At 68.2% G+C, this 25,286-nt stretch carries 25 protein-coding genes and 4 pseudogenes; 20 read left to right on the top strand and 9 right to left on the bottom strand.

Annotated features, from left to right (window positions below; translation table 11 throughout):
- Nucleotides 1-3: 3 nt before the first annotated feature.
- The gene (locus LGI35_RS00855; RefSeq protein ID WP_227291664.1) at nucleotides 4-495 is read right to left on the bottom strand and encodes a phosphate-starvation-inducible PsiE family protein; all 492 of its coding nucleotides are present in this window, start codon (nucleotides 493-495) and stop codon (nucleotides 4-6) included.
- Nucleotides 496-608: 113 nt separating this feature from the next.
- Here LGI35_RS00855 and LGI35_RS00850 point away from each other — a divergent pair.
- Nucleotides 609-857, top strand: a pseudogene (locus tag LGI35_RS00850) (type III effector protein); the annotation flags it as partial.
- Nucleotides 858-1,062: 205 nt separating this feature from the next.
- On the opposite strand, the gene LGI35_RS00845 reads toward LGI35_RS00850, so the two are convergent.
- A complete protein-coding gene (locus tag LGI35_RS00845; RefSeq protein WP_227291663.1) occupies nucleotides 1,063-2,028 on the bottom strand; it encodes an acetate/propionate family kinase in 966 nt (321 codons plus the stop codon).
- A gap of 1,148 nt (nucleotides 2,029-3,176) precedes the next feature.
- Between LGI35_RS00845 and LGI35_RS00840 the strand changes: the two genes are divergently transcribed.
- The 9 genes and pseudogenes from LGI35_RS00840 to LGI35_RS00800 all read left to right on the top strand — a co-directional run bounded on the left by LGI35_RS00840 (nucleotide 3,177) and on the right by LGI35_RS00800 (nucleotide 10,332).
- Complete coding sequence (locus LGI35_RS00840; RefSeq protein WP_227291662.1) at nucleotides 3,177-3,332, top strand: DUF6131 family protein; 156 nt, start codon at nucleotides 3,177-3,179, stop codon at nucleotides 3,330-3,332.
- A 369-nt stretch (nucleotides 3,333-3,701) separates the two neighbouring features.
- Nucleotides 3,702-4,667, top strand: coding sequence for an LLM class F420-dependent oxidoreductase (locus tag LGI35_RS00835; RefSeq protein WP_227291661.1), 966 nt, complete (start codon nucleotides 3,702-3,704; stop codon nucleotides 4,665-4,667).
- Between the two features lie 104 nt (nucleotides 4,668-4,771).
- The gene (locus LGI35_RS00830) at nucleotides 4,772-5,446 is read left to right on the top strand and encodes an HAD family hydrolase (RefSeq protein ID WP_227291660.1); all 675 of its coding nucleotides are present in this window, start codon (nucleotides 4,772-4,774) and stop codon (nucleotides 5,444-5,446) included.
- 210 nt (nucleotides 5,447-5,656) lie between these two features.
- Nucleotides 5,657-6,040: pseudogene (locus LGI35_RS00825) on the top strand (alpha-hydroxy-acid oxidizing protein); the annotation flags it as partial.
- A gap of 201 nt (nucleotides 6,041-6,241) precedes the next feature.
- A complete protein-coding gene (gene mdlC, locus LGI35_RS00820; RefSeq protein ID WP_227300161.1) occupies nucleotides 6,242-7,852 on the top strand; it encodes a benzoylformate decarboxylase in 1,611 nt (536 codons plus the stop codon).
- Between the two features lie 52 nt (nucleotides 7,853-7,904).
- Complete coding sequence (locus LGI35_RS00815; RefSeq protein ID WP_227291659.1) at nucleotides 7,905-8,666, top strand: SDR family oxidoreductase; 762 nt, start codon at nucleotides 7,905-7,907, stop codon at nucleotides 8,664-8,666.
- Between the two features lie 241 nt (nucleotides 8,667-8,907).
- Nucleotides 8,908-9,309, top strand: coding sequence for a tautomerase family protein (locus LGI35_RS00810; protein WP_227291658.1), 402 nt, complete (start codon nucleotides 8,908-8,910; stop codon nucleotides 9,307-9,309).
- A 406-nt stretch (nucleotides 9,310-9,715) separates the two neighbouring features.
- A complete protein-coding gene (locus LGI35_RS00805) occupies nucleotides 9,716-9,955 on the top strand; it encodes a hypothetical protein (RefSeq protein ID WP_227291657.1) in 240 nt (79 codons plus the stop codon).
- On the top strand, nucleotides 9,955-10,332 hold the full coding sequence (locus tag LGI35_RS00800; RefSeq protein WP_227291656.1) for a fic family toxin-antitoxin system, toxin component: 378 nt from the start codon (nucleotides 9,955-9,957) through the stop codon (nucleotides 10,330-10,332). The genes LGI35_RS00805 and LGI35_RS00800 overlap by 1 nt, the downstream gene beginning before the upstream one ends.
- 406 nt (nucleotides 10,333-10,738) lie before the next feature.
- On the opposite strand, the gene LGI35_RS00795 is transcribed toward LGI35_RS00800, so the two are convergent.
- The gene (locus LGI35_RS00795) at nucleotides 10,739-11,938 is read right to left on the bottom strand and encodes a PP2C family protein-serine/threonine phosphatase (RefSeq protein WP_227291655.1); all 1,200 of its coding nucleotides are present in this window, start codon (nucleotides 11,936-11,938) and stop codon (nucleotides 10,739-10,741) included.
- 442 nt (nucleotides 11,939-12,380) lie between these two features.
- Nucleotides 12,381-12,599, bottom strand: coding sequence for a hypothetical protein (locus LGI35_RS00790; RefSeq protein WP_227291654.1), 219 nt, complete (start codon nucleotides 12,597-12,599; stop codon nucleotides 12,381-12,383).
- Nucleotides 12,600-12,921: 322 nt separating this feature from the next.
- Here LGI35_RS00790 and LGI35_RS00785 point away from each other — a divergent pair, with 322 nt between their 5' ends.
- Nucleotides 12,922-13,698, top strand: coding sequence for an IS5 family transposase (locus tag LGI35_RS00785; RefSeq protein WP_227291653.1), 777 nt, complete (start codon nucleotides 12,922-12,924; stop codon nucleotides 13,696-13,698).
- Nucleotides 13,699-14,284: 586 nt separating this feature from the next.
- On the opposite strand, the gene LGI35_RS00775 is transcribed toward LGI35_RS00785, so the two are convergent.
- Nucleotides 14,285-14,560 (bottom strand): isoamylase early set domain-containing protein, encoded by a 276-nt coding sequence (locus tag LGI35_RS00775; protein WP_227291652.1) that lies wholly within the window; start codon nucleotides 14,558-14,560, stop codon nucleotides 14,285-14,287.
- Nucleotides 14,561-14,767: 207 nt separating this feature from the next.
- On the opposite strand from LGI35_RS00775, the gene LGI35_RS00770 reads away from it, so the two are divergent.
- From LGI35_RS00770 to LGI35_RS00755, 4 genes and pseudogenes are all read left to right on the top strand, one after another.
- Nucleotides 14,768-14,971, top strand: a complete 204-nt coding sequence (locus LGI35_RS00770; protein ID WP_227291651.1) for a hypothetical protein — start codon at nucleotides 14,768-14,770, stop codon at nucleotides 14,969-14,971.
- A gap of 303 nt (nucleotides 14,972-15,274) precedes the next feature.
- Nucleotides 15,275-15,688, top strand: a pseudogene (locus tag LGI35_RS46785) (IS110 family transposase); the annotation flags it as partial.
- Between the two features lie 145 nt (nucleotides 15,689-15,833).
- Nucleotides 15,834-16,370 (top strand): transposase, encoded by a 537-nt coding sequence (locus LGI35_RS00760; protein WP_227291650.1) that lies wholly within the window; start codon nucleotides 15,834-15,836, stop codon nucleotides 16,368-16,370.
- 145 nt (nucleotides 16,371-16,515) lie between these two features.
- Nucleotides 16,516-17,801 (top strand): annotated as a pseudogene (locus LGI35_RS00755) (IS256 family transposase).
- Between the two features lie 27 nt (nucleotides 17,802-17,828).
- Here the strand turns inward: LGI35_RS00755 and LGI35_RS00750 are convergent.
- Nucleotides 17,829-18,119, bottom strand: a complete 291-nt coding sequence (locus tag LGI35_RS00750; RefSeq protein WP_227291649.1) for a hypothetical protein — start codon at nucleotides 18,117-18,119, stop codon at nucleotides 17,829-17,831.
- A gap of 101 nt (nucleotides 18,120-18,220) precedes the next feature.
- Nucleotides 18,221-18,445: a hypothetical protein gene (locus LGI35_RS00745; protein WP_227291648.1), complete on the bottom strand. Its 225-nt coding sequence runs from the start codon at nucleotides 18,443-18,445 to the stop codon at nucleotides 18,221-18,223.
- A 213-nt stretch (nucleotides 18,446-18,658) separates the two neighbouring features.
- On the opposite strand from LGI35_RS00745, the gene LGI35_RS00740 reads away from it, so the two are divergent.
- Together LGI35_RS00740 and LGI35_RS00735 are read left to right on the top strand one after the other, a co-directional pair.
- Nucleotides 18,659-19,057 carry a hypothetical protein gene (locus tag LGI35_RS00740; protein WP_227291647.1) on the top strand — a complete coding sequence of 133 codons (399 nt, stop codon included), beginning with the start codon at nucleotides 18,659-18,661 and terminating at the stop codon, nucleotides 19,055-19,057.
- Between the two features lie 556 nt (nucleotides 19,058-19,613).
- Nucleotides 19,614-19,808: a DUF6381 family protein gene (locus LGI35_RS00735; protein ID WP_227291646.1), complete on the top strand. Its 195-nt coding sequence runs from the start codon at nucleotides 19,614-19,616 to the stop codon at nucleotides 19,806-19,808.
- Between the two features lie 1,010 nt (nucleotides 19,809-20,818).
- On the opposite strand, the gene LGI35_RS00730 is transcribed toward LGI35_RS00735, so the two are convergent.
- Both LGI35_RS00730 and LGI35_RS00725 read right to left on the bottom strand, forming a co-directional pair.
- Nucleotides 20,819-21,904, bottom strand: a complete 1,086-nt coding sequence (locus tag LGI35_RS00730) for a sensor histidine kinase (protein ID WP_227291645.1) — start codon at nucleotides 21,902-21,904, stop codon at nucleotides 20,819-20,821.
- A complete protein-coding gene (locus LGI35_RS00725; protein WP_227291644.1) occupies nucleotides 21,897-22,592 on the bottom strand; it encodes a response regulator transcription factor in 696 nt (231 codons plus the stop codon). The genes LGI35_RS00730 and LGI35_RS00725 overlap by 8 nt, the downstream gene beginning before the upstream one ends.
- Nucleotides 22,593-22,994: 402 nt before the next feature.
- Between LGI35_RS00725 and LGI35_RS46490 the strand changes: the two genes are divergently transcribed.
- The 3 genes from LGI35_RS46490 (at nucleotide 22,995) to LGI35_RS00710 (ending at nucleotide 25,248) form a co-directional block, all read left to right on the top strand.
- On the top strand, nucleotides 22,995-23,213 hold the full coding sequence (locus tag LGI35_RS46490) for a M15 family metallopeptidase domain-containing protein (RefSeq protein ID WP_376220496.1): 219 nt from the start codon (nucleotides 22,995-22,997) through the stop codon (nucleotides 23,211-23,213).
- Nucleotides 23,214-23,332: 119 nt separating this feature from the next.
- Nucleotides 23,333-24,322: an endonuclease/exonuclease/phosphatase family protein gene (locus tag LGI35_RS00715; RefSeq protein WP_227300160.1), complete on the top strand. Its 990-nt coding sequence runs from the start codon at nucleotides 23,333-23,335 to the stop codon at nucleotides 24,320-24,322.
- A gap of 284 nt (nucleotides 24,323-24,606) precedes the next feature.
- Nucleotides 24,607-25,248: a DUF3887 domain-containing protein gene (locus LGI35_RS00710; RefSeq protein ID WP_227291642.1), complete on the top strand. Its 642-nt coding sequence runs from the start codon at nucleotides 24,607-24,609 to the stop codon at nucleotides 25,246-25,248.
- Nucleotides 25,249-25,286: the final 38 nt, after the last annotated feature.

The raw sequence follows: 25,286 nt of genomic DNA, 5'->3' as shown, positions 1-25,286 counted from the left end.
CGGCTACGGGGCCTCCTGGAGCGGGAAGTAGTCTCCCGGCCGCGTCGAGCGCCGCCACACGTACACCGCTGTCGCCATCACGAGGATCAGCCCCGCCAGGATGAGCAGTTCGATCCCCTCGACGTTCCACCGGAAGGACTTCTCCGCCTCGGCTGTCACGATGAGCACCCTGCGGATGCCGGCAATGAGGCCAACGACGAGGAACGGCTCCGCGTCGAGGGTCTGGTTCCTGATGGTGAGGCGGACGGTGTGCAGCAGCTCGGCCACGATGAACAGCACAAGGCCGTTGTCCAGGGCGGAGAGAACGACCGTCTCCTCACGGTATGGCCCCTGGATCGACCTGATGACGTCGTGGACGACCCCGACGGTCAGGAGCCCCGCGAGCAGTACAAGGAGCGCCGCGACGACGAGGTGGATGCCGTCCTCGATGAGCTGCAGGAGGCCCTGCACCCGGCCGCCCTCGAACTTCGGGAGAATGGGTCGCACAGTCAGCATGCTAGGCGTTCTCCGGCTCGCAGGCGCGATGTGCCGATGAACGGGTGGACGAGCTGATCTCTTCCTTTGAGGGCAGTCTGGGGGAAGGGGCGAGGCGTGACATCGCCGGGGCCCAGGCCACCCGCGAACGCCGCGCCGCCGACCGCACCCAAGCCGAATGGGCCCGACCTGCGCCGCGTCGCCCGCCAGACCACCGCCCTCACCGATTTCCCCGCCGCCCGCCACCCGCTCGACCAACTCCACGCGGCCCTCGCCCTCACAACGACCCCGCTGACCTCATCCACCCCCTCAACGCCACTCGCCCCCACCTGACCACCGCCCGTCCCGACCTCGCCGCCCGACTCGACACCCGTGCGGTGCCGGCCGATGCGCGCGGTCAGCAGGCTGCAGGCAAGGGCGCCGATCGCGGCGCCGAGCAGGATCGCGGCGGCGATCACCTGCTTCATGTCATTCCCGATGTGGAATCCCTTGGAGATCTGCAGCAGTCCGCCGGAGATGATGGTGCAGGAGGCCGGTTCTTTGCGCGGGCCAGGCGAGTGTGGATGTGCCGGCAGTTGCCTTGGCCAGTCACATGCCGAGCACCCGTCGGGTCTCGGCGGCGATCTGCTGTGTCTCGCCGGTTGCGACCACGAGGACCGGGACACCTCTCCTCGCCTGATCGATGCGTCGGAGCCCTTCCCGCATCAAATCTTCCAATTCGGGGACGAGCAGCCCGCCTCGTACACCGAGAACAGTCAGGGCCGAGCAGATCTCCTCGCGTACCTCGGGTTGGTCTTCGCCGATCTCCCCGGTGAAGACCAGCGCGTCCAGCCGGTCCAGCGAGGCGGCCATCGAGGCGATGCCCCTGCGGCAGCTGAGTGTGAATGTCGCCAGAGCCAACGCGGCCGCGGCATCACCCTCCGCGCGGGCGCGCACCAGGTCCCGGGTGTCTCCCGAGATACCGGAGAGGCCGAGCAGACCGGAATGCCGGTGGAGTGTGTCATCCAATTCGTCCGTGCTCAGACCGTGCCGCCGCTGCAGCCACAGCAGCGCGCCGGGGTCGAGGCTGCCGCTGCGCCGGCTCATCACCAGGCCTTCCAGCGGAGTGAGGCCCATGGTGGTGTCCACGCTGCGTCCGTTCCGGACGGCGCAGGCCGAGCAGCCGCCGCCCAGGTGCACGAGCACGACCTGGAGGTTGTCGACGGGGCGGCCCAGGGCCTGCGCCGTCCTCTGGAGTGCCCACGAGTAGGAAAGCCCGTGGAAGCCGTACCGGCGCAGCCCGTATTCGGCTCGCCATCGCTCCGGCACGGCGTACGTGCGCGCCTGTGCCGGCAGATCCTTGTGAAAGACAGTGTCGAAGCAGGCGACATGAGGAACGTCGGGCAGGAGTTCTCGTGCGGCATCGACCACAGGCAGGGCAGGGGTCACATGCAGCGGCGCCAGATCGGCGACGTCCGCCAGCAGAGCCCGTACGCGTGCGTCGATCAGCGTATGACCGGTCAGGTGCGGACCGCTGTGGACGATGCGGTGACCGACCGCCGCAGGAGTGGGCACCTCGCTGAGGAAATTCCGCAGTTCCGCCGCCGCAGCAGGCCCGGGGGGCTCCGAGGCGTCTCGATCCGCCACCCGTTCACCGCCCGCAGCGAACAGGGCGATGTGAAGGCTCGAAGAGCCAGCATCGAGGACCAGTACGTGACCATCACGGCTCTCGTGGGAGCGGTCAGCACTCATCACACACCTCCAGTGCACTCGCGTCCTCGGCACGGTGCGCCGCCACGTAGCAACGGGCCCAGTACAGGCTCCCCGCCATCGCTTCGCGCCACTCCGGCAACGCGAACTTGGCAGGGTGCGGACGTCCAGGGACTCAGCGGTGACGACCTGCCAGGTCGTGCCGTTGATGAATCCGGCGGCCGCGGTGGCGAAGACGTCCGCCAGGGCGCGGGACTGGCTCAGGCATCCGGATCCGGATGCCGGGGCGGCTCGCGTGCAGGGCCCTGGGGAACACCGCCCAGGGGCGGTTGGCGCGCGCCATGCCAACCGCTGGTCCAGCCGTCAATCCGCTATCTGAAGATGACCGGAGAGGCGCAACCGGCCCACCCCATGGGCATAGCCAGGGCGGACCCTGGGACATAGCCGAACTCCGTCACCACGACACTCCTGATCGAGATGCATGGGCTCCTCACCCGAGTGGCCCAGGGGCGCGTGAGGAGACGTGCCCTCTCGCACCTCCACATCATGGGCGCGCGGCAACAGCCTGGCGTGCGATCGTCACCGTAAGTGCGTAGGTGGTCGTACGCGTTGCGAAAGGCTCTCGGCCGCTGACGCGCGGGCATCGTGTGACACCTTTGCTCTCAATCCGTCTGGGCCCGGACAGGGCGTGCAGTCATTGCCGGGTCTCGACCGGAAGACCCCCGTTGACAGCTGCTGTCAGGCCGTGCTGTGTCCCGAAGCTCTCGCTCAACTGCTCGTACGCGTTAGGTTCCGCCGGACAGGCCTAGCGGTTGCCGCAACCGCGATGAGGGCAGGGAGCGCGCATGGCGATGCTGCGTGGAGTGGCGGCCGTAGGAATGCCCGCGGAGCCGGTCGGGGCCACGCGCCCGAGGGACTTACGCCCACTGGGATGGCATCACCGGGCACAGCACGCGGCTAGTGCCAGAGGCGCCTAGGCTGACTGAAGCGGCACAGTGAAATCGGAGGTCAGAATGGTCGCCCTCGGTGTAATTTTGCTGGTCATCGGCTTCGTCACGGGAATCAGCATCCTGTGGACCATCGGTGTCATCCTCGTCGTCATCGGAGCCATCCTCTGGATCATGGGAGCGGTCGGACACTCCGTCGGCGGACGCAAGCATTACTGGTAACGAGCGCGTCATCACGGGGAGCGCGGCAGGCGCGGAGGGGGCTTCATCCGCCACCGGAGAAGGAGGCCAGACCATGGCTACGTGCTGCTGTCGCGGGTGCTGGTGACCTCGATGCGGTGTCCGAACCGAACGACCCCGCGGTGCGTTCGGTGGTTCAGGGTCACGTCCGGCGATGTGCGAGATAGCAACTCCGCCATCTGCAACAACACCAGGAGTTCCGGCGGCGGATGAGCACGGCATCGGGCCGCGCACCCGGCCTTGGTATCGAGGCGTGGGCGGGTCGGGCGGCCTCTTCTGACGGCGGGTTGCACGGGGTGAAACTGGAACCCGAGGAGTTTTGGACGTGAGGGCTTCGGCAAATCGTGAACCATGGTGCGATTCGGCTACACGATGATGACGGAGCAGGCAGGTCCGAGGACTCTGGTGGACAATGTCGTCGCGGCGGAGCGGGCAGGGTTCGACTTTTCCGTGACGTCGGATCACTACTTCCCCTGGCTGGCCTCGCAGGGGCACGCACCTTACGCCTGGAGTGTGCTCGGTGCTGCGGCTCAGGCGACCACACGCATTCCGCTCATGACGTTCGTGACCTGCCCGACGATTCGCTATCACCCGGCTGTGGTGGCCCAGAAGGCGGCCACGATGCAGTTGCTCTCCGAGGGCCGATTCCGTCTCGGTCTCGGGTCGGGGGAGAACCTCAACGAGCATGTGGTGGGCGGGGGCTGGCCGTCGGCCGGTGTCCGTCTCGACATGCTGGAAGAGGCGGTCGAGATCATTCGCGCTCTCTTCGCAGGCGGTGAGCTGAACCATCAGGGCACTCATTTCGACGTGGAGAACGCGAAGCTGTGGGACCTGCCGGGCCAAGCCCCTCCGGTCGGGATCGCGGTCTCTGGGGAACGCTCCTGTTCACTCGCCGGCCGGCTGGCCGACCTGGTCATCGCCACCGAGCCGAAGGCCGAACTGCTGGACGCCTTTGACCGGCACGGAGGGGCAGGCAAGCCGAAGATCGGTCAGCTCCCGGTCTGCTACGACACCGACCGGCACGCCGCCGTGCTTCGTGCTCACGACCAATTCCGCTGGGCTCTGGGCGGCTGGCCGGTCAATGCCGAGTTGCCGGGCCCGTCCGGCTTCAACGTCGCGACGACCTACGTCACGCCTGACGACGTCGCTGAAACGATCCCCTGCGGGGACGACGTCGGAGCCTTCGCCGACGCTGTCCGGCCTTACATCGAGGCGGGATTCACCGAGATCGCACTCGTTCAGGTGGGGGGTGACCGGCAGCGCCCGTTCATCGACTGGGCGGAGAAGCATCTGCTGCCCGCACTGCGAGAGCTTTGAACGGGCCAACCCGTGACGTCGGTCGTTCATCCGCCTCGACCGCACCGGTGCACGTTGTTTCACGCCTGTGAACCTCACTTCCCCAGTCCCGGAAGGCAACAGTCATGCCACGCGCAGTCCTGTTCGACGTCGACGGCACCCTCACCGACACCAACCACCTTCACGTCATCGCGTGGTGGGAGGCATTCCGGCAAGCGGGGCATCATGTGGCGATGCGGGAGATCCACCGGGCGATCGGACTCAGCGCAAGCGATCTCGTCGCCCATCTGCTGGGCGATGGCCGTGACGGGGACGAGGATGAAGCTCTGGCAGCCGCCCACGACACGTTGTACGGCACATGGTTCGACCGGCTCCCCGCTCTCGAGGGAGCCCAGGACCTCCTGCGCACCCTCGCAGACCGGGGTTGGCTTGTCGTGCTGGCCACCTCTGCCGGGGGAGCGGAACTCAAGGCTCTGCGGCGGGCTGTCGACGCGGATGACGTCATCGCCGGCGTGGCCTCGGCCGATGACGTTGCAGCCGGCAAGCCCGCACCCGATCCGGTTCACCAAGCGCTGGAACTCGTCGGAGTGGCCGTCACGGAGGCCGTCTTCGTCGGGGACACGGTATGGGACATGAAGGCAGCCACAGAGGCGGGCGCAAGGGCCGTGGCGCTACTGTCGGGCGGCATCCCTCGGACGGATCTCGAAGAAGCCGGAGCAGCCGCCGTCTACCAGGACCCTGCAGACCTTCTCTCGCATCTGGATTCCAGTCTGATCGCGGAGTACGAGAACCGCGCCTGACGCACCGTCTCGATGGAGCCGCTGCTACGAGCGCCGGGGCGCCTCTTGGAGCCACTGAGCGAGAGCACCCACGTGAGCAGGGTCCGGCACGCAAGTGGTTCCGCGAGAGCGTTCCCCACTGAGCACATAACAGCGGGTGATTGATCAAAATGCAGAGGGTGACGAGGCCTGTTTCGCTGAGGTGACCCGTTCTTCCCCATCACCCAAGGAGTGATCAGCCGCCAACGACGCCGGCAACGGATCACCGCACCCCCGGCACTACCGCCGAGCCGTCCCGCCAGCCACTCAGCCACTCAGCCGCCCTGGTGCGCGCGTGCTGCTCGCACCGAAAGTGAGTGGTTTTGCGGGTTTGGTATCGGCTCCGCGGAGGATGACCCGGCGGGTGCGGTCGCCGAGTGGGCACGGATCTTCGGCAACCCGCTGACCTGGAACGACCTGCCCTGGATGCGTTCGATCACCGATCTGCCGCTGATCGTGAAGGGCATCTGACACCCCGACGACGTCCGCCGTGCCAAGGACGGCGGCGTGGACGGCATCTACTGCTCCAACCACGGCGGACGCCAGGCCAACGGCGGCCTGCCCGCCCTCGACGCGCCAGCCAGCCGGGGCCATATCCACATGGCAGACGCGTCGGGTCGGGCCGTCACCGAATGGACCACGCGTCGCGACGAGCAGACCCCTGCCCGGCAGGATCAGATTGTCCGCGCCTGGTCTGGTCTCCCCACAACGCCGAAGAAGGCATCACGACGCCGAAGACGGCGTCCGGCCTCCCCAGCTAGAAAGTCGGTTGTAACCATGTCTGAGAAGTCCACCGTCCGCAGCGTGACCTATGACCTGCTGCGGACCCTGAACCTCACTACGGTCTTCGGTAACCCCGGCTCCACCGAGCAGCCGTTCCTGCAGGAATTCCCCGAGGACTTCACCTACGTCCTGGCGCTGCAGGAGGCGTCCGTCATCGCGATGGCCGACACCTTCGCCCAGGTCACCGGCCGCCCCGCGCTGGTCAACCTGCACTCCTCGGCCGGGATGGGAAACGCGATGGGCAACCTGGTGGCGGCCTACCACGGGAGCACGCCCCTGATCATCACCTCCGGCCAGCAGCACCGGGAACTGGTCATCGGGGACCCGTACCTCGGCAACCGCGAGGCCACCACGCTGCCCAAACCATGGGTGAAGTGGTCCTACGAACCGGCCCGCGCCGAAGACGTCCCCGAAGCTTTCATGCGGGCCTACGCACAGGCGCTGCAGCCGCCGACGGGACCGGTCTACCTCTCGATTCCCATGGACGACTGGAAGCGGCCCCTGGCCGGCTTCCCGAGAGTGCGGACGGTGAGCGACCGTGTCGCCCCCGACATCGCGCGCCTGCGCGCCTTCGCCGACCGCATCTCTGCCAGCCGTCGCCCCGCACTGGTCTTCGGACCGGAGGTCGACCGCGCCGGCGGCTGGGACGCGGCCGTCGCCCTGGCGGAGAAGCTGCGCGCCGCCGTCTACGGCGCCCCACTGCTGGACCGCGCCTCCTTCCCCGAGGACCACCCCCTCTTCGGCGGCCCGCTCGGCATGTCGGTCAAGACCATCAGCGACCGGCTGACCGGTCACGACCTGGTGGTCGTGATCGGCGCGGAGGTGTTCCGCTACTACCCCTACGTCCCCGGCAACTACCTCCCCGACGGCACCGAACTCCTGCAGATCACTGGCAACCCGGCAGTCGCCGCGGCGGCCCGCGTGGGCGACAGCCTCCTGGGCGACCCCAAAACGGCCATCAAGCTGCTCCTGGACATGATCACAGAGGGACCGGCGCGGACCGCTCCAGAACCGATGCCGCGGCCCCGTGAGCTGCCCCAGACGCCGAACAGCCCGCTCACCCCACCGGAGGTCTACGCCACACTGAGCAGGGTCAGGCCGCCCGACGCGGCCATCGTCAACGAATCGACCTCCACGATGGCCCAGCAGATCGAGTGGCTCCCGACGGTCAGGAGCGGATCGTTCTTCGCCACGGCAAGCGGGGGCATCGGATGGGGCACCCCGGCCGCGGTGGGGGTCGCGCTGGGCGACCGGGAGCGGGGCGTCGAACGGCCGGTGGTCGGCCTGATCGGCGACGGTTCCTTCCAGTACTCCGTGCAGGCCATCTACACGGCGGCCCAGCACAACCTCCCGATCGTGTATGTGGTCATGCGCAACCAGGAGTACTCCATCCTCAAGTCCTTCGCGGTACTCGAGGAGACCCCGGGCGTACCGGGGCTGGACCTGCCGGGGCTCGACATCGCCTCCGTCGCCCGCGGCTTCGGATGCCGCGCCGTCGACGTGGAGACCACCGAGGACCTGGAGCGGGAGTTCAAGTCGGCCCTGACCGCCGGCACCACCACCGTCATCGTGGTCGCCACACAGCCCCAGAAGGCGATGTTGTAGGCCGCGCGGCTTGCACGGTCGAAGACAGAAGAGCGGAGAGGGGACAGCAATCATGGACTTCGGACTGAAGGACCGGGTGTACATAGTCACCGGCGGCACCCGGGGGCTAGGCATGGCCGCGGCGCGCGAGTTGGTGGCGGACGGTGCGCGGGTGGTCGTCAGCGGCCGCAGTGAGAAGTCAGTCGCCGCCGCACAGGCGGAGCTCGGCGGCCCGGGGCAGGCGGTCGGCGTTGTGGCCGACAACGCCGAGAGCGACACTCCAGACCGGCTGGTCGCCGCGGCACATGATGCCTTCAAGCGGCTCGACGGGGTGCTCATCAGCGTCGGCGGACCCCCGGCAGGCACGTCGGACACCATCGACGACGACCAGTGGCGCACCGCCTTCGAGTCGGTCTTCCTCGGCGCGGTGCGGCTGTCCCGCGCGGTGGCGGCGGAGCTGGGCGCGGGAGGTGCCATCGGCTTCGTCCTCTCCAGCTCCGTGTATGAGCCGATCCCCGACCTTGCGATCTCCAACGCCCTGCGGCCGGGCCTGGCCGGATATGCCAAGAACCTCGCGAACGAGCTGGGCCCGAGGGGCATCCGCGTCGTCGGCCTCGTGCCCGCCCACATCGAAACCGACCGCGTACACGAACTCAACGCACGGACCGGCGACGCTGACGCCGCCCGCGAGCGCGCCACCGCCGACGTCCCCCTGCGCCGTTACGGCGCGCCGGACGAGTTCGGTCGCAGCGCCGCCTTCCTGCTCTCGCCGGCCGCGTCGTACCTGACGGGCGTGATGCTGTCGATCGACGGGGGTGTGCGCAAAGGCTTTTGACGGATCCCCCAGCGAACTACACGACCAGCTCAACCCCCAGAGGGCCAAAAGCCCAAGCAACGGTGCAGATCAGAGGATCCTTCCGGTCCGAACGGGACCGACAACGGCTCGCTGACCCGATCGAAACGAATCTCCTGCCCGTTACGACGCCAAAACCTGGCTCGAAGCGCGTCAACGATCACTGTCTGTTCAGGGCCCGGCCGCCTGCCAGCCGTGAACACCAGGCAGTTGAGGAGACATGATGCCCATCTACACGTGCACTACCACCCAGGGGTCGCTGACCAGCGAGGTGAAGGCCCTGCTGGCAGCCGAGATCACCCGGATTCACGTGGACATCAACCACTTGCCACCGGCCTACGTCAATGTGGTGTTCTCCGAGCTGCCTACGGACAGCGTCTTCGCAGGCGGGCAGCCGGCGAAGACGCTGATCCTCAGTGGATGGGTGCGGCGAGGCCACCCGCAGAAGGAGGCGACCCGACTGGCCCTGGAGCTGTCCTCAGCGATCGCCCGGATCTCCGGCGTCGACGAGAGCCAGACCATGGTGGTACTGCAGGACGGCCCTGCACGGTCCGCTGTCGAGGGCGGGCACGTGCTGCCTGAACCAGGCGAGGAAGAGGAGTGGCTGCGCCGGACCGGGGCCTGAACAGCGTGCGCGTCTTTGTGCTGTCCATGCCGGAGGCCATCGACCAGTCCACGGACGGCAACTCGTCTTCGGAGCCGGGGTGTTTGGCATCGGCGTCGTCCCGCACCACTCACATCTGCACGGTGTGAAGCTGTGTGAGGGGGACTGCTCGCGCATGGCCTTCCCCGAGTGCGCGTACCGGTTCGCCCAGTCCTGCAGATGGCGCACTTCACCGTCAAACAGGCCGCCCGCGTCCCGGCTGTCTGCGCCGCGAGCCGACGCTCATCGGCCGGATCCGGTGGTGCCGGGCGGCGGAGGGGACCCGGTTGTCAGTGCCGGGTGCAAGGCCGGGGCAGAGCGTTTGTCGACCACCTCAGCGGCTGAGGCGTCACAGCCACAGCGTGGTAACAGCTGTTACCAAGCGGATATGGCGAAGACACAGCTGGGCGCGCGTGTGGATGAGGACGTCGCGGAACTTGCGAAGAGGCGTGCCTCCGACCTGGGCCTGAGTATGGGGGACTACCTCGCCAGGCTGGTTCAGGACGATGTCAGCGGCCTGCGCGCCCGTGCGGTGGATGCGGCCGCCCGCTTCCTGAACGAGCATCAAGCGGTTTTTGACGACGCCGAAGAGGCCCAGGAGACAGTTCGCGGAGCGCGCGCGGCCTGATGGATCTGCACATCGATGTTCCGTGGATCCTGCAGGTCGCCGAGGCTGCCGGAGCGGACGACCCGGCCCCCGACGACTATGGCGTTCCTGTTTCGGCAGTGGCCCGTCACCGGGCCGAGCTGTTCGAGCAGCCCGTCTATGACGGCCCGTACGCCAAAGCCGCCGCCCTGGTCCACAGCCTGGGCCGGTGCCGCTGGCTGGAGCGCTCCAATCTGGCCGTCGCCGCCGCTACCGGCGTCATGTACCTTGAAGCCGCCGGAATTCCCGTCAAGCCAGCCCGCGAGGACGCCATCGCCCTCAAGGACCTGCTCCTCGACCCTGCCTGCACCGCCGGGAAGATCGCCGCGTTGCTACGGACCTGGCCCACCGCCACCTGACGCCCGCACACCCGGTGCCACTTCGCCCAGAGCAGTACCGCTCGCGCACCGAGGCGCCCGCGCGGAGGGGCAGTGCAGTTCAGAACGGCTTCGCAGAACTCGGCGGTTGTGAGAGGGATTCTGCGAGAACCGGGCAAACGTGCTTGGCGCTGGCCAGCATGAACGGCTCTCACAACCGCGCCGGGCGATGCCGACCGGTCAAGGCCAGCGGACCCGGCCAGGGCCTGCAGCCCTTCCGCGACCCCGATGCCATCGAGGACGAAGAGGAAGACGGCTGAGGGCGCCGGCACATCCGAGACGGCCTGCGCCCGCTGCGCGGCCCGGCCGCGGCGGCGATGGCGACGCGGACGGTAGAGAGGAATGACCTCTTCCCGACGGCGGTCTCCGGATAGGCACGGGGAAGTGCTTATCGGCCGGTTCCGGCGTGGGTGTGGCGGACGTCGTGGTGGGGGCCGTGCCAGTCGAGGCACAGCACCGTGGCGTCGTCGGGCAGGTGGCCGCCGCAGGCGTCGGTAACCGCTGCTGCCAGGACGCGCACGACCTCGCGAGGATGTTCGGAGGCGGTCTCGCGCATAAGGCCGGGCAGGTCGACGGACTCGGCTTGTCGTTCCTGCATGCCGTCGCTGTGGAGCAGGAGCCGGTCGCCGGGGCGCAGGTCGAGGAACTGTACCTGGTACGGGGTGGGGCCGGGGGCGCCGAAGAGCAGGTCGACGTCCAGGCACACCTCGTTCACCGCGCCGTCGCGCAGGAGCAGCGGCCAGGGGTGTCCGGCGTTGACGACCTGTGCGCCGGTCCCGTCCAGGGCGATGCGCAGGAGCTGGCCGGTGGCCATGGTGCCGCGGCCGTGGTCGAGGAGAGCCTGGTGGATCCGGCGGGCCTGCTCGGTCAGGCTGGCGCCATCGCGACGAGCGCCGCGCGAGGCATTGACCAGGAGGGTGGCCATGAGTGCGGCGTCGACGTCGTGGCCCATGGCATCGGTGACGGAAAGATGCAGGGTGTCGTGGCCGAGGGCGTAGTCGTAGGTGTCCCCGGCGGCGTCGTCGGCCGGAACCAGGCACGCGGCGAGCACGAACTGTGCGGCTTCACAGGAGGGCGCGTCAGGCAGGAGCTGGCGCTGGATCTCGGCGGCCAGGCTGAGAGGGGTAGCGCGCTGACCCCACCGGTAGAGGTCGGTGAAGCGGCGGTCTGTGACGATGATGTACGCCAGCGCGTGCGCGGCCTCGCCAACCTCGTCCAGGATCTCCTGGCTGACGTGCGGCAGGGACATCTCCAGGACGCCGATGGTGTCACCGCGGTTGGTCACCGGGGCGAACACCCGCATTCCGTGCCCGGCGTCGGGGGCCTGCACCAGCTCCTGGGTGCGCAGCACCTGTTCGTAGACGCTGCCGGCCAGCTGGATCTGATCGGCGTCGAGGCCGGCCCGCGAGGCGATCCCCTCGTCGACCCGCACCATCTGCCGGCCAGCGACGCCGACGAACAGGAACGACACCGCCCGCGCGTCGAACCGGTCGCGTAGATTGCGCGCCACCACAGCGAGGGACGCCCCCGGCGCCGCGTCCTCCGCAGCGGCGAGCACCTCGGCCAGCCCGAACGAGTCACCCGGCATCCTTGCCTCCGCTCATGCGAATGTCCCAGCCTGACCGCGGGCACTGCCCACATGCGATCTCACACCGGTTCCACCTCGGCGGCGGGGCAGACACGCCCAGTCCCTCGCATAAATGACCGGTTGTGAGAGGCGTTCATGCTGGCCTGCGCCAAGCACGTTTGCCCGGGCCGGTTCTCGCAGAATCCCTCTCACAGTCGCGGCCAGGGTGCTGCGACCTGCGGAAACCGGCTTGGTGTTACTGGCTGTTCCGTTGGTCCCCGATGCCGGGGTCGTGGCGGCCTGCTGCCTCTCGTTCTCGTCGACATCGATATTCCGGCGCGGCAGGTGCCTCCCGCAGCCGTGAACAACTGCTGTCGTGAGTCGTCGATAAAGCCACAGGGCCATGAGCCGGGTGGCGGTGCCCAGCTTCTTCTTGCGGATCTTCCGATCCCCCCGCGGTCTTCTACGCCCAGCCGGAGATCCTCGAGCGGTTGTTCTTGCCGAAGGTGAACGGGCGCGGCTGCTCAGGCAGCAGCGGAGGGACGATGGACGCGGTGGGGTCTTCGGGCCGGGAAGCCATCGCGTCGGCGACGGTGACCGGCAGGCCCAGCCAGTCGGATTCGACCAGCTGGGCAAGGACGCGTTCGGCATCGCCGGCGAGCCAGCCGGTGTGGGTGCTCACCTTTCCTCGGGTGCATGACACTGGCTGCTCCTTCGTGGGCGCGGCTCCCTGTCCGTGTATGAGATTGAGCTTGATGTCAGTTGCCTGGTCGGTGACCTGCACATCTGACGGTGCGTGCGTCAATGGCCTGAAGTGGTGAAGGGTTTGAGGTGCACTGCCTTGACGTAGCTGAGATTCCCTGACGTCGTTGAGAACTCTTGTGCCGATGGGTGGTTCCCTGTGCCCTGGGCGAGGCTCGATCCTTAGAGGGCAACTGATCTAGTTTGCAGACGGTTTGGGGTGTTCGCTGTGACCGAGGTGACGGTGGATCGTTGCGTATCTCGTGAGTTCTCGACGCGCCTATCGCAGTGACCTCTCTGATGCCCGCTGGGCGTTAATCGAGCCCGCGTTCGCGGCCTGGCGGGCCGCCCGGACCGGCCCGGGAACCGCGGCACGGGTACATGATCTGCGGGAGATCGTGAACGCGATTCTCTACGTCAACCGCACGGGTATCCCGTGGGAGTATCTGCCGCACGACTTCCCGCCGTACAAGACCGTCTACGACTATTACGCGAAGTGGGAAACGGACGGCACCACCCAGCAAGTCCAGGACCTGCTGCGAGACAGGGCCCGCCGCACGCACGGCCGGCCCTCGCCTCCGTCAGCTGCCGTGATCGATGCTCAGAGCGTGAAGACCTCCGCAAACGTCGCTGAGGCCAGCCCGGGCATCGACGCCGGCAAAAAGATCAAAGGCCGCAAGCGGCACGTGGCCACGGACACACTCGGCCTGGTTCTCGCAGTCATCGTCACCGCCGCCTCGGTACACGACTCCACCGGCGGAAAACGCCTGCTCGATGAGCTCGCCGCCTCGCATCCCAGCGTGACGAAGGTCTGGGCCGACGGTGGATACCAGAACAGCGTCTTCCAACACGGAGCCGCCAGGGGAATCGACGTCGAGGTCGTAAAACGGCCCACCGCCAAAGGATTCCAACCCCAGCCGAAACGCTGGGTGATCGAAAGAACCTTCGGCTGGCTCATGCAGCACCGACGCCTCGTCCGGGACTACGAAGCCCTGCCCCAGAGCGTGCGGGCCCTCCCGCAGTTCACTCCTGATCCCTAGTCGTCGCCCCCGGATGGAGGCGGCGGAGACCAGTCGCAGAACGCTCCACCCGCGCTTCCGTAGCAAGCCTGCAGACGGACCCACGGCCGCACTCGGCCACGTCGATTTCGAGCTTCGCCGCAGCCGCTGTCCCACAGGAAGCGACCCTGCACGCGATCCGACCCCAGACGGCAATCCCGGCTGCTGGCACAAAGCAGCGATCGATCCGCTATGAATGCTTGGCTTTTCCCGGTTCATCCGCATTGATCTGGGCACTTGGTTGTGAACTGGGGGCCGAACTCGCTGGAGGTGCAGCGTGGCGGTACGGCATCGCCGGGTCAAGGTGACTCCGCAGACTGTCTGGTCCATCCTCGTGGACGGCAGCCGATACGGGGAGTGGGTAGTGGGAACGTCGACCTCCGAGCCGGTACGGGGGCAGTGGCCGCAGGTGGATTCGGCGATCAGCTACGAAGTTTGCGTGGGCCCTCTGCGGTTCAGAGCGCGTCGGCAGGGCCGTCGCACGGCCCCGGATCGGGGGCGGAGAGCGCTGTGCGCGTGCCTGCCGCATCAACGGCGCCGTCCGGGTCCGGTCGCGCCTGCGTGCGGATCAGGTGTGGAGGCGGTTGTTGGGGCCGTCCAGGTCACCGGTGCTTTCGTCGTTGAACCAGTAGTCCCCGGCGGCCAGATAGCGGAACGAGTGGACGCTCTCATTGGGCAGCGCGACGGTGACAGCGCGTTTTCCGTCCTTGCGTGGCTTGAGGGGGTGGACGCCGGGTTGCCAGTCGTTGAAGTCGCCGACCACGCTGACCGGGCCGGGCGGCGTGTCGGCGGGAAGGACGAAGGTGACCTCGGTGCGGTCCTTCTTCAGCGTGCGCTCCAGCATGGGCGGGGCTCCTGACGGCGGCAGCGGATGGGTACACCGCCCATCGTCGGAGGAGGAATCGACAGCCGCACGCCGAACCGACCTCCCTCGCCTTGGCATCACCCGACCACCACACTCCGTGTCGCAAATGATGCGTGATGTCATCTGCCGTGACAGCGTGGCTGGAGAAATCTCCAGCTACGCATCGCTCGCATAGGAGTCGCCGTCATGGGCGGTATGCAGGACAAACGCCAGAAGCCGGGCAAGGGCCGCGAGGAGCAGCAGCGCATGCACCGAGGCGACCAGGACACCGCCCACCCTGGCTCCGGCCAGGGCGCACGTGGGAAGAGTCCCGAGGAGCTCAAGCGGCGCCGCGAGGAGGAGACGAGCCGCGAGCGCCGCGAGGACGAGATGCGCGACGAAGAGCTCTGAGAACGGCCAGTCCGTCACCCCCGCGCACGCAGGACCCTGCCCGGCCCGTAGTCGCCTGGCGGGGTCCTGTCCTGTGCTCGGCTCCCGGGGGTAGGGCCTGTGGAGCCTCGGCCACGACGGCTCGACGACCTGACCATGCGCCATTTGGTCTACTCGCGATGCCGAAGAGGGCGTCTGAGGGCCGCGCAGGGTGTCGGTGCGGAGGTTCGTGAGCCGAGCCTCAGGCGCTCATTAGAGGACCATCCCTTCTGCAGCCCTCTTCGGTAGGGTTGTGACCTCTCGGTCCCGGCGGGTGCATGGCTTGTGGCGCGAGCCATTCGATGGCCACTGTGGGTTGTGCCAGCCCCGCTGGGCCGAGGCCGTCTGATCGGCATCAGGGACACGCCCCGCAGAGGGCCGATAAATGAGCTCCCGGCAGACGTCCTCACCACCGGGCAGGTGCTCCGCGCACGACACAGGAGTACTTCTTTCGTGTACATCGGATGGGACTGGGCGACCGAGACCCACGACGTGACGGTCATGGACAACACCGGTGTCCGGGTGGCCCATTGGGAGTTCGCGCACACCGAGGAAGGCATCGTCAGAACGCTGGCCAAGCTCGCGAAGTACGGCAGCCCGGCGGACCTGCCGGTGGCCAGCGAGACCACCCGCGGCCTGGTCGTGGACCGGCTGCTCCAGGCCGGTCACCCGGTCGTGCCGGTGCACCCGAACGCCTTCCACGCGATGCGGCCGCGCTGGGGCGCTCACCGCCGGACCGCTGGAAGCCTGGTGCAAGCGCCACAGCTACACCGGCAAGCCCGGCAGTGTCCTGATCGAACGCGTTCGCTCCGCTCCTCAGCCTGCGTCCCGGCTCGGCGAGAGCGTGATCGAGCAGCTCGTTCGGGTCCAGGTCCAGCTGGTCAGGAGCATCAGGGCGACGATCCGGGTGCTGGATGCGGCCATCGCCGACGCCGTCGCCTCGCACCCCTACGCGCCGCTCCTCGCGACGATGCCCCGGATCGGCACGATCAACCTCGGGCAGATCATCGGCGAGATCGGACCGATCCTGGAACGCTCCCGCACCAGCGAGCAGTTCATCGCCGACACCGGCGTTGTTCCCGTGACCCGGGCGTCGGGCAAGTCCCACGTGGTGAGCTTCCGCCACGCGGCCAACCGCCGTGCCCGTCTGGCCATCGTGGGATACGCCGACAACAGCCGGCACGCCAGCGACTGGGCCGCGAAGATCTACAACGACGCGCGAGCGGACCGCAAGCGCCATCCCCACGCCGCCCGCATCCTCGCCCGTGCCTGGCTGCGCGTGATGTGGGCCTGCTGGCGCGACGGAACCTGCTACGACTCCGACACACACCGAGCCAACAACAAGATCAACCCCGATCCCGAGGCGGCTTTGGCGGCATAGAGGTTGACTCAGGGAACTCACAGGGCGCCCCGCCCCAGCGGCCGCATGGCCGCCCGCACGGTCTTGCTTGAGAAGTCCGGGGCGGCGGACCAAGAGAGGGTCTGTACGGTGAGTGGTGTAACTCCCTTGTAGAGAGCGACAGTTGATGACTGACGCGACGAGTGGCGTCGAGGCCGGCAAGGCAACCACGGATGCTTCCGGGGCCGTGGATGAGGCTCTGCTGAGCGAGCTGATGGAGCGGGCCCGGGCCGGCGGGGTGAGCCTGACCGGCGAGGTAGGGCTGCTGCAGCAGCTGACCAAGCGGGTGCTGGAGTCCGCGCTCGAAGGCGAACTGACCGCCCACCTGGGCCACGAGCCGGGCGAGCGGGCCGAGGGCGGCCGGGAGAACTACCGCAACGGCCGGCGCGCGAAGACAGTGACGACCGAGATTGGGCCGGTCGAGATCGAGGTGCCCCGGGACCGGGCGGGGAGCTTCGAGCCGCAGTTGGTCAAGAAGCGGCAGAAGCGGCTTGGCGGGGTCGATGAGATGGTGCTGTCGCTGTCCGCGAAGGGGCTCACCCATGGTGAGATCTCCGCGCATCTGGCCGAGGTGTAAGGCACCGAGGTGTCCAAGTCGACGATCTCAACGATTACCGACAGCGTGCTGGCCGGAATGGTCGAGTGGCAGAACCGCCCGCTGGATCCGGTCTACCCGGTGGGTTTGTGGATTGCGTGAACGTGAAGGTCAGGGATGGTCAGGTCGCCAACCATCCGGTCTACATGGCCGTGGCCGTCACCGCCGATGGGCACCGCGACATCCTGGGCCTGTGGGTCGGCGACGGTGGTGAGGGGGCCAAGTAGTGGCTGCAGGTCCTCACCGAGATCAAGAACCGTGGCACGTCCGATGTCCTGATGCTCGTCTGCGACGGGCTGACCGGCCTGCCCGACGCGGTGAACACGGTCTGGCCGCAAACGATCGTGCAGACCTGCGTAGTTCACCTGCTGCGGGCGTCGTTCCGTTACGCGGGCCGCCAGGACTGGGAGAAGCTCGCCAAGGCACTGCGGCCCGTCTACACCGCGCCCACCGAGGACGCCGCTCTGGAGCGGTTCATGGAGTTCACCGAAGCCTGGGGGCACAAGTACCCGGCCATCGTGCGGCTCTGGGAGTCGTCCTGGGCCGAGTTCGTGCCGTTCCTGCAGTTCGACGTGGAGATCCGAAAGATCGTGTGCACGACCAACGCGATCGAGTCGATCAACGCCTGCATCCGCAAGGCCGTCCGGGCCCGAGGACACTTCCCCACGGAACAGGCCGCCCTGAAGTGCGTCTACCTGGCTGTGATGAGCCTGGATCCCACCGGCACCGGGCGCAAACGCTGGACCATGCGCTGGAAGGCCGCTCTCCAGGCCTTCGACATCACATTCGACGGCCGACTCACCGTCGGCCGCGGCTAATTCAATCCGCCCGAGTTCCACCGATCGCTACACAGACCCGGCGGTGTTCGTGGTGAACAGGCGTTGGGTGGCGGTGGTGGCTCCGGTCAGGCTGAGGGGGATGTCGAGGTTCTTGCACATGCGGTGGGCGCGGACGATGACGCTGAGCGTTGCGGGAGTGGGTTCTCCGGCGGGGACCTGGACGGTGACGTGGCGGGGGGTGTGGGTGTGGACGAGGGCTTCGATCGCTGCGGCGGCTGCGGCCCGGGTGGTCACGTCGAGGCTGTGGTGCAGGGTCACGTGCAGGGTGTCGCCGTCGACGCTGTGACTGATCGGCATGATGGCCTCCGCTTGCCGTGTCTTTCGGCCGTACGTGGTCCCGGCGGGCTGGCGCGGGGCTGTCCGGCTCCAGGGTGACACTTGGGCGGCGTTGTCGCAGCTCACGGCGGCTCTCGGCGGGTCGCGTCGCGCTCCCGGGCCACGCCGGGGCCGCTGATCCGGCCCCGATGGCGGCCGTTCGGCTCGTTGTTGCGGCAAGGCGTCGTCCGCACGGTGCGGGCGTGGCCCCCACCGCTCCCCGAGAGCCGCGAGGCACACGCCGGCGCCTCGCTCCAGGCTGCGTTGGTGGCAGCGAGGTTGGGGCCCCGCCGCTTGGGCAGCCCCATCAGTTCATCATCTCGGCCGGTTCGCCGTAACACCGCCCAGGCGCAAAGCCCTGGCCACGCCCCGGAGGGGCAGACCAGGGCTCTGGTTCGCACGGTCCGGGGGAGAGGGAGCCGGAAGCCGTTGTCGCGCGCCGTCTCAACGTTCCGCCTGCCGCACGGACACGCTCCACGTCAACACACAAGCCTCCTCAACCTCCTGGGAGGATGCTGGTCATGGAGCCGCTGCCGATCCCCTGCCCCGCCGACCTGATCCCGGACGCGACCGGCCTGGAAGCGTTCGAGGCCGCCTGCAAGGCGGCCCGGGATCAGCGCGTCGTGTTCATCGCGGTCGAGCAAGTGGGCGGGCCCGGCCCGCGGTGGACGGTCAAGGCCGACGCGCTCACCGCCCCGCAGCACACCATCGACCCCGCCGTGTACAACGCGGTGCGCGAGGCCGTCCTCCGCCTCATCCACTCCCACGAGATCCGTCCCGACTCCTCCGCCGGCCCCGTCTCCTTCGACCTGCACGACGTGGACGGCGAGGTACGGGCCCGCGAACTGGCCGCCGCCCTGCACGCCGCCCTCTACGGCGACCTCAATCCCCTGACCCGCGCCGTGCCCCCAACCACCTGACGACGCACCCGCGACCGGGCCCCGGCACGCTCCCGATCCGATGCGAACGGGCCCGTGCCGAACCAGCTGTGCCCCTGACGGGCCCCGCAGGGCGCGCACCTGTGACCGGCAGCCATCCTGTACGCCCTGGAAGACCCCTCTGAGCTCGGCCTTGGGCATGGAGATGCCCCCTCCGGAGAGGGGGCATCTCCATGAGGCCGCCCATGGTGTTCTACCTGATCAGAGCACCCTACGCGTGTACCGCTACTCTCTCTGGCTACCTCTGGGGCGAGCAGTACGCGCAGTCGAAGGCGCGGCCACTCCCGGCGTCTGCCGGCAGGTCAGGTTCCCGGACTGGGACAGGCTGCGGCCCCGGCCGCCGCCCCTCTCGTATCCGATCCCGTGGGTCCGAGGCCACTGAGCGAAAGCACCCATACCGTGAGCTCCGGCACGCAAGTCGCCCCGCGATGGCGCCCCAACGGCACGCATAACAATGGGTGATTGATCGAGATGCAGAGGGTGACGGAGCCTGTTTCGCTGATGTGGCCCGCTCTTCCTCATCACCCAAGGAGTGATCATGAGCGCTGCAGGCGAGTCCGGTCGTGCCCAGCAGAAGCAGATGCGTGCTCGGGCTGAGGACCTGGAACAGGCCGCGGAACGCGCTACTGACCCGCAGGAGCGTCAGCGTCTGAAGGACAAGGCCCGCCAGCTCAAGGAGCAGAGCGAGCACGCAGGTGGTACGGGCAAGCCGGAAAACATCGACCCGATGTAGTCCCGGCAGTTCCCAGCACAGACACCGGCCAGTGGCGGGCCTCCGTGGCTCTCCGGGCACGCAAGAGGCCCCGGCCGGTCACTGCTGTCTCCGCTCAAGAACAACGCCTCCGCCGACAACGGCACCAGCACTCCCGGGCAGTACCGCCGAGCCGTCCCGCCCGCCACTCAGTCGCCCTGGTGCGCGCGTGCGACTTGCACCGACTCCTCCGGCGCGGCCATCAAGTCCACCGCCGGCACCGGCTCAGGCGGCGCGGCCAGCTGGCCGCCTTCGCCTCTACCAGCTGCTCAAGCGCGTGACGGTACTCGTCCCGCATCTGGTCGACCTCGACACCCGGGAGTTCGCGCATCAGTACCTCGTTGAGCTCCAGCTCCCCCTCGGTGACCGGTGCAGACAGGGCCAGGCCCCCGGATCGAGCAGTTCGTCCTGCCAGAGCAGCGTCTGGAGGGTGAGCATGCCGTGGCGGCCGTTCCCAGCTCCACCAGGCCGTGCCCGTCGGCGACTTCTCCATTGCTCAGGTCGCACAGCCATTTACCTGCTGTCTCGGCACCCAGTCGACTGGAGCCCACCGCGGTTTCGCCGTGCCCAGCACACGGTCACCCGCATCGGGCAATGGCGCACCTGGTCAAGAGGGACGTTCCACTCCGCTCCGCCGGGTCCTATCTGGGCCGCCCCCGGAGGAAGTAGTCCGAGCGGGAGTGGCTGACCAGCCGGATCGACCACTACGCCTAGCACAACCGCTCGGCGAACCCGCAGCTGCGCATCAATGAGCGGGCCGTTGTCATCCTCATCGTCCTGGGGTCCGCGTACACGCCTATGGTCCACCTGAGCGGGCCAGCGATCGCGTGGGATGGAAGCCGCGGCCGAGGAGCGGCGCGCGTGGCTCGACGAGCAGCTGACCGGCGTCCTCCTGCGCTGGTACCGACACGTCCGGCAGATCCAGCGCTGACAGTTGTATGGCTCGCGAGGTGTCGAGCGGCCCCGGTTGGTGCCTCTTGGCAGCTCGGGGCTCACCCTCCTGATGCGGCGGGCAATTCCACGGTGATGCGCATCCCGCCGGCAGGGCGTGGGGTAAGCGTGAGAGTTCCGTCGTGTGCCTCGGTGATGGTCTTGACGATGGCCAGGCCCAGGCCGACGCCTGCCTGGTCGGTGTGGACGCGTTCGGTGCCGCGCTGGAAGGGTTCGGTGAGGGTCGCGACCAGCTGTGGGGTGAGCTGCTCGCCGGTGTTCTCGACGGTGAGCGCCGCGGTCTTGGGGCGGACGCCGGTGTGGACCCACACGGTGCCCTGGTCAGACAGGTTGTGGACGATCGCGTTGTGCACGAGGTTCGTCGTCAGCTGCAGCAGGAGCGTCGGCGATCCGATCGTGGGGGCGATGTCGCCGCGGGTCTCGAGGGTGACGCCGTGCTTTTCGGCGAGGGGGAGGAGCGTTTCGGTGGCTTCTTCCGCCATGAGGGACAGATCGACGCGCTCTCGGGCGAAGGACCGCTGCTCAGCGCGGCTGATCAGGAGCAGTGCCTCAGTAAGGTCGATGGCCCGGGTGTTGACGGCGTGGAGGCGGTCGATGAGTTCGCCGGTGTCTTGGTGCGGATCGGTGCGGGCGACGTCGATGAGTGTCTTCGAGATCGCCAGCGGAGTACGTAGCTCGTGCGAGGCGTTGGCGGCGAATCTCTTCTGTTCCGCGACGTGTGCTTCGAGCTGCGCGAGCATCATGTCGAAGGCGTCGGCGAGTTCGCGGAACTCGTCGTTGCGGCCCGGCAACCGGATCCGGTGGGTCAGCGATCCGGCCGCGGCCGTGCGGGTGGCGTGGGTGATGCGGTCCAGGGGGGCGAGCATGCGTCCGGCGAGGATCCACCCTCCCAGGAGACCGAACACCAGGAGGAACACCATTACTGCGGCTGCCGTTGGGGCGAAACCGCGCACGAAGAGGGTGCCCGGAGTTACTCTCACCGCCCCCGATTCGTTGGTTTGCAACCACCCCTGTCGCAGGAGGAACACTCCCACGGCGACGAGCAGCAAAGCACCCGCGAGTATGAGGAATCCGGCGTAGCTGAGGGTGAGTTTGAGGCGGACGCTCAAGCCGGGCTGCCTATCCACGGTGACCACCCCCATGCCCGGTGACGGGTGCTGTGTCGATGCGGTAGCCGACGCCTGGCACGGTGGTGATGAGCCAGGGTTCGCCGAGACGCTTGCGCAGTGCCGAGACGGTGATGCGTACGGCGTTGGTGAACGGGTCGGCGTTCTCGTCCCATGCCCGTTCCAGGAGTTCTTCGGTGCTGACGACACCGCCTTCGGCGGCGACGAGGACTTCGAGCACGGCGAACTGTTTCCTGGTCAGCGCGACGTAGCGGCCGTCCCGGTAGACCTCTCTGCGGAACGGGTCCAGCCGCAGGCCTGCGATCTCTCGTACGGGAGGTCTGTTGTGGGCGCGTCTGCGGTTGAGTGCTCTGAGCCGGAGCGCGAGTTCTCGGAGTTCGAAGGGTTTCGTGAGGTAGTCGTCGGCGCCGAGTTCGAACCCGGTGGCCTTGTCGTCGAGACGGTCGGCTGCGGTGAGCATGAGGATCGGCATGCCGCTGCCGGAGTCGACGATGTGTTGGGCGATCTCGTCTCCGGAAGGTCCGGGGATGTCGCGGTCGAGGACGGCGATGTCGTAGTCGTTGATGTTCAGCAGTTGCAGAGCGGTGTCGCCGTCGCCTGCGATGTCGGCCGCGATCGCTTCCAGGCGTAGGCCATCGCGGATGGCTTCTGCCATAAAGGGCTCGTCCTCGACGATCAACACGCGCATGTCATTGATGCTACGAGTCGGCGCATATCGTCGGCGTATCGAAAATCCCATACGTGCCGGCAACACCCCGCTGTCTTGACTGGTGGCATGAACCACACCGCACCATCGGCACGAACAACGACCCGCCGGATTCACGGGCGCATTGTTGTCGGCCCTATAGCCGCCACCGCTGCGATCGCCGCAGTCCTCGGCTGTCAGTCGCAGAAATCCTCGCCTTCCCCGACCAGGTCCTCCTCGCCTTCCCCGGCCGTATCACCGTCGTCTTCCTCGACAGCACCGCCCTCGTCCTCCTCCGCAAGGTCCCGCTCGAAGGTTCCTCGCGGTGAGCAGGGTGGTACACCTGCCGGTGGGCGCCATGGTGCGGTCGGCGACGCCGTCGGGAACGACACCACCGCCCGATGGGTGGCCACCGCCGAGACCTCTCCTCACGTGTCGGGGGACGCGGTCGACATCGGGCACTCCGCTGCGAGGACGTGGCTGTCCGTACACGGCGCCGTGTACGGGTTGTGCCAGATCTACAAGAATGAGTCCTGGCACTACGAACTCCGCTCCGAAGCCATCGATCACAGCTGCCCGCGGACGTACGCCGACTCCACCCGGGACCCGAGGATGCAGCAGTGAACGGCAGTGAGCGAGGACAGACGATGGTGCAGGTGGACCCGGCGGAGCAGGCCGGACAGGAGGGCATCGGCCGCCGGGACACCGGCTCCGGTACCTGGCGCGCGGCCGTCCGCCGGGCGATGCGCAGCGGCTCCCGGCCGGAGGCATGGAAGCGCGGCCTGGTGCTCGCGGCGCTGGCGCTGCTGCTCGGCCTGGTCCTGCTGCTGCACTCGAAGATCACGGACCGCGGGGGCCTCGGCAGTCTGGTGGAGACCGTGCTGCCGTGGTTCGGCGTGTTCATCCCGGTGCTTGCGGCCGGTGCCCTGTGGCGCCGCTCCGCCTCCGCGGTGGTCGCGCTGCTGCTGCCGGCCGTGGTGTGGCTGATCCTCTTCGGCGGACTGCTCGGCGACAAGTCCCATGCGGGCGGCGACCTCACGGTGGTCAGCCACAACGTCGCCGCCGAGAACCGAGATCCGGTCGGTACCGCCCGGGCCCTGGCCTCCTCCGGGGCGGACCTGCTGGCGCTCGAGGAGCTGACCGACCAGGCCAAGGGCACGTACGAGAAGGAGCTCGCGAAGGCGTACCCGCACCACACCGTGCAGGGAACGGTCGGGCTGTGGAGCAAGCTCCCGCTGTCGGACACACGGCCGGTCGACGTCCTGCGGGGCATGGTCGGGCCACTGGCCAAGAAGCTGCGGCCCGAGGACATCCCGGTGGACCCGCCCCGTGCACTGCGCACCACGGTGACCACTCAGAAGGGGCCGCTGGCGGTGTACGTGGCGCATCTGGGTTCCGTAAGGCTGATGCCCAGGGGCGGCTTCTGGACGGACTCGCGCGACGCCGGCGCGACAAAGCTCGCCAAGGCCGTCGCCGCCGAGCGCAGCGAGCGGGTGCTGGTGCTCGGTGACTTCAACGGCACCATGGACGACCGTGCGCTCGACGGCCTCGCCTCGCAGCTGCGCTCGGTCCAGGACGTGGCCGGGGACGGCTTCGGCTTCAGTTGGCCCGCGAAGTTCCCGGTGGCGCGCATCGACCAGATCCTGGTCCGCGGCGTGGAGCCGAAGAGCGCGTGGCTGCTGCCGGCCACGGGTAGCGACCACCGGCCGGTGGCGGCCGGAATCAGCTGGTGAACGCCGCGTGAGCCGCCGGGTGGTGACATGTCGGCGGCGTATCGAGAACTGCATTACGCCTGCCGGGACGCCGATTCCGCCCAAGCCTTTCCGTCCGGCGCAGCCGGCCTCACCGCCGCTGCCACTGCGGCGCCGTCTGCGGGCGGGACTGGCCGATTGGTCGGACGCCGCAAGAAGCGCCGGGGCTGAGCCGCCCGCTCCGGGGGTCGGTCTCGTGTCGTCTGGCGAAGGGGCGCGTAAAGGAGTCTTGACATGCAGTCGGGCGTCAAGGCGCCTTTACATGCATGAGTGAGGGCGAACCCAGCTCCTCCGTTGCTGCCGACGCGGCGGACCGGGAGGTCATGGGGCTGACCTTGAAGGCCAACACGACGCTGCTCGCCGACGTGCTCCTGGGCAGCCGGGAGACCGGCGGCGATCCGGCGCTCTCCGCGCTCGCCGCCTCCCGCGGCCTCATCGCCGTCGTCGACGACATCCAGCGCGCCCTGGTGCGGCAGGCCCGCAGCCGCGGCCTCAGCTGGGCCGCCATCGGCGACGTGCTGCACGTCACGCGCCAGGCCGCGTTCCAGCGATTCGGCGGAACCGCGGACACTTCGCAGGGCACTCCAGAGCTGCCCGGCGCGGCCGAAGCGGGGATGCGGGTGCTTGAGCACTTCGTGCACCAGCGATGGGACGAGATGCGCTCAAGCTTTGATACGCGGATGTCGCAGGCGGCCCCAGCGGACATGCTGCGTGGGATCTGGCAAAAGTCAGACCGCGAATTCGGCCCATTCCTGGAGCTGGGCACGCCCACTGTGCGCACTATCTCCGGCTACACCGTGGTCGACATCCCCGTGGCCCACGAGCGCGGGGACCTGGTGCGCCGGGTCGCCCTCAACGCCGACGGACAAGTCGCAGGCTTCTTCGTCCTGCCGGCAGAGACGGAATGACCATGCACGGCACGAAAAAAACCGCAGGACGACGACGT

The sequence above is a fragment of the Streptomyces longhuiensis genome, from assembly GCF_020616555.1.
In the GTDB taxonomy this organism is placed as follows: domain Bacteria; phylum Actinomycetota; class Actinomycetes; order Streptomycetales; family Streptomycetaceae; genus Streptomyces; species Streptomyces longhuiensis.
Note: the sequence above shows the minus strand (reverse complement) of the source record. Positions and strands in the feature narration are given on the sequence as shown.

What these genes read in the sequence shown, in the direction of transcription:
- LGI35_RS00775 (WP_227291652.1), bottom strand. Translation starts at nt 14,560, where the DNA reads ATGCTGGAGCGCACGCTGAAGAAGGACCGCACCGAGGTCACCTTCGTC.
- LGI35_RS00800 (WP_227291656.1), top strand. Translation starts at nt 9,955, where the DNA reads ATGGATCTGCACATCGATGTTCCGTGGATCCTGCAGGTCGCCGAGGCT.
- LGI35_RS00815 (WP_227291659.1), top strand. Translation starts at nt 7,905, where the DNA reads ATGGACTTCGGACTGAAGGACCGGGTGTACATAGTCACCGGCGGCACC.
- LGI35_RS00810 (WP_227291658.1), top strand. Translation starts at nt 8,908, where the DNA reads ATGCCCATCTACACGTGCACTACCACCCAGGGGTCGCTGACCAGCGAG.
- LGI35_RS00855 (WP_227291664.1), bottom strand. Translation starts at nt 495, where the DNA reads ATGCTGACTGTGCGACCCATTCTCCCGAAGTTCGAGGGCGGCCGGGTG.
- LGI35_RS00750 (WP_227291649.1), bottom strand. Translation starts at nt 18,119, where the DNA reads ATGCCGATCAGTCACAGCGTCGACGGCGACACCCTGCACGTGACCCTG.
- LGI35_RS00715 (WP_227300160.1), top strand. Translation starts at nt 23,333, where the DNA reads ATGCGCAGCGGCTCCCGGCCGGAGGCATGGAAGCGCGGCCTGGTGCTC.
- LGI35_RS00745 (WP_227291648.1), bottom strand. Translation starts at nt 18,445, where the DNA reads ATGGGGCTGCCCAAGCGGCGGGGCCCCAACCTCGCTGCCACCAACGCA.
- LGI35_RS00735 (WP_227291646.1), top strand. Translation starts at nt 19,614, where the DNA reads ATGAGCGCTGCAGGCGAGTCCGGTCGTGCCCAGCAGAAGCAGATGCGT.
- LGI35_RS00835 (WP_227291661.1), top strand. Translation starts at nt 3,702, where the DNA reads ATGGTGCGATTCGGCTACACGATGATGACGGAGCAGGCAGGTCCGAGG.
- LGI35_RS00830 (WP_227291660.1), top strand. Translation starts at nt 4,772, where the DNA reads ATGCCACGCGCAGTCCTGTTCGACGTCGACGGCACCCTCACCGACACC.
- LGI35_RS00740 (WP_227291647.1), top strand. Translation starts at nt 18,659, where the DNA reads ATGGAGCCGCTGCCGATCCCCTGCCCCGCCGACCTGATCCCGGACGCG.
- LGI35_RS00840 (WP_227291662.1), top strand. Translation starts at nt 3,177, where the DNA reads ATGGTCGCCCTCGGTGTAATTTTGCTGGTCATCGGCTTCGTCACGGGA.
- LGI35_RS00805 (WP_227291657.1), top strand. Translation starts at nt 9,716, where the DNA reads ATGGCGAAGACACAGCTGGGCGCGCGTGTGGATGAGGACGTCGCGGAA.
- LGI35_RS00725 (WP_227291644.1), bottom strand. Translation starts at nt 22,592, where the DNA reads ATGCGCGTGTTGATCGTCGAGGACGAGCCCTTTATGGCAGAAGCCATC.
- LGI35_RS00795 (WP_227291655.1), bottom strand. Translation starts at nt 11,938, where the DNA reads ATGCCGGGTGACTCGTTCGGGCTGGCCGAGGTGCTCGCCGCTGCGGAG.
- LGI35_RS00710 (WP_227291642.1), top strand. Translation starts at nt 24,607, where the DNA reads ATGAGTGAGGGCGAACCCAGCTCCTCCGTTGCTGCCGACGCGGCGGAC.
- mdlC (WP_227300161.1), top strand. Translation starts at nt 6,242, where the DNA reads ATGTCTGAGAAGTCCACCGTCCGCAGCGTGACCTATGACCTGCTGCGG.
- LGI35_RS00770 (WP_227291651.1), top strand. Translation starts at nt 14,768, where the DNA reads ATGGGCGGTATGCAGGACAAACGCCAGAAGCCGGGCAAGGGCCGCGAG.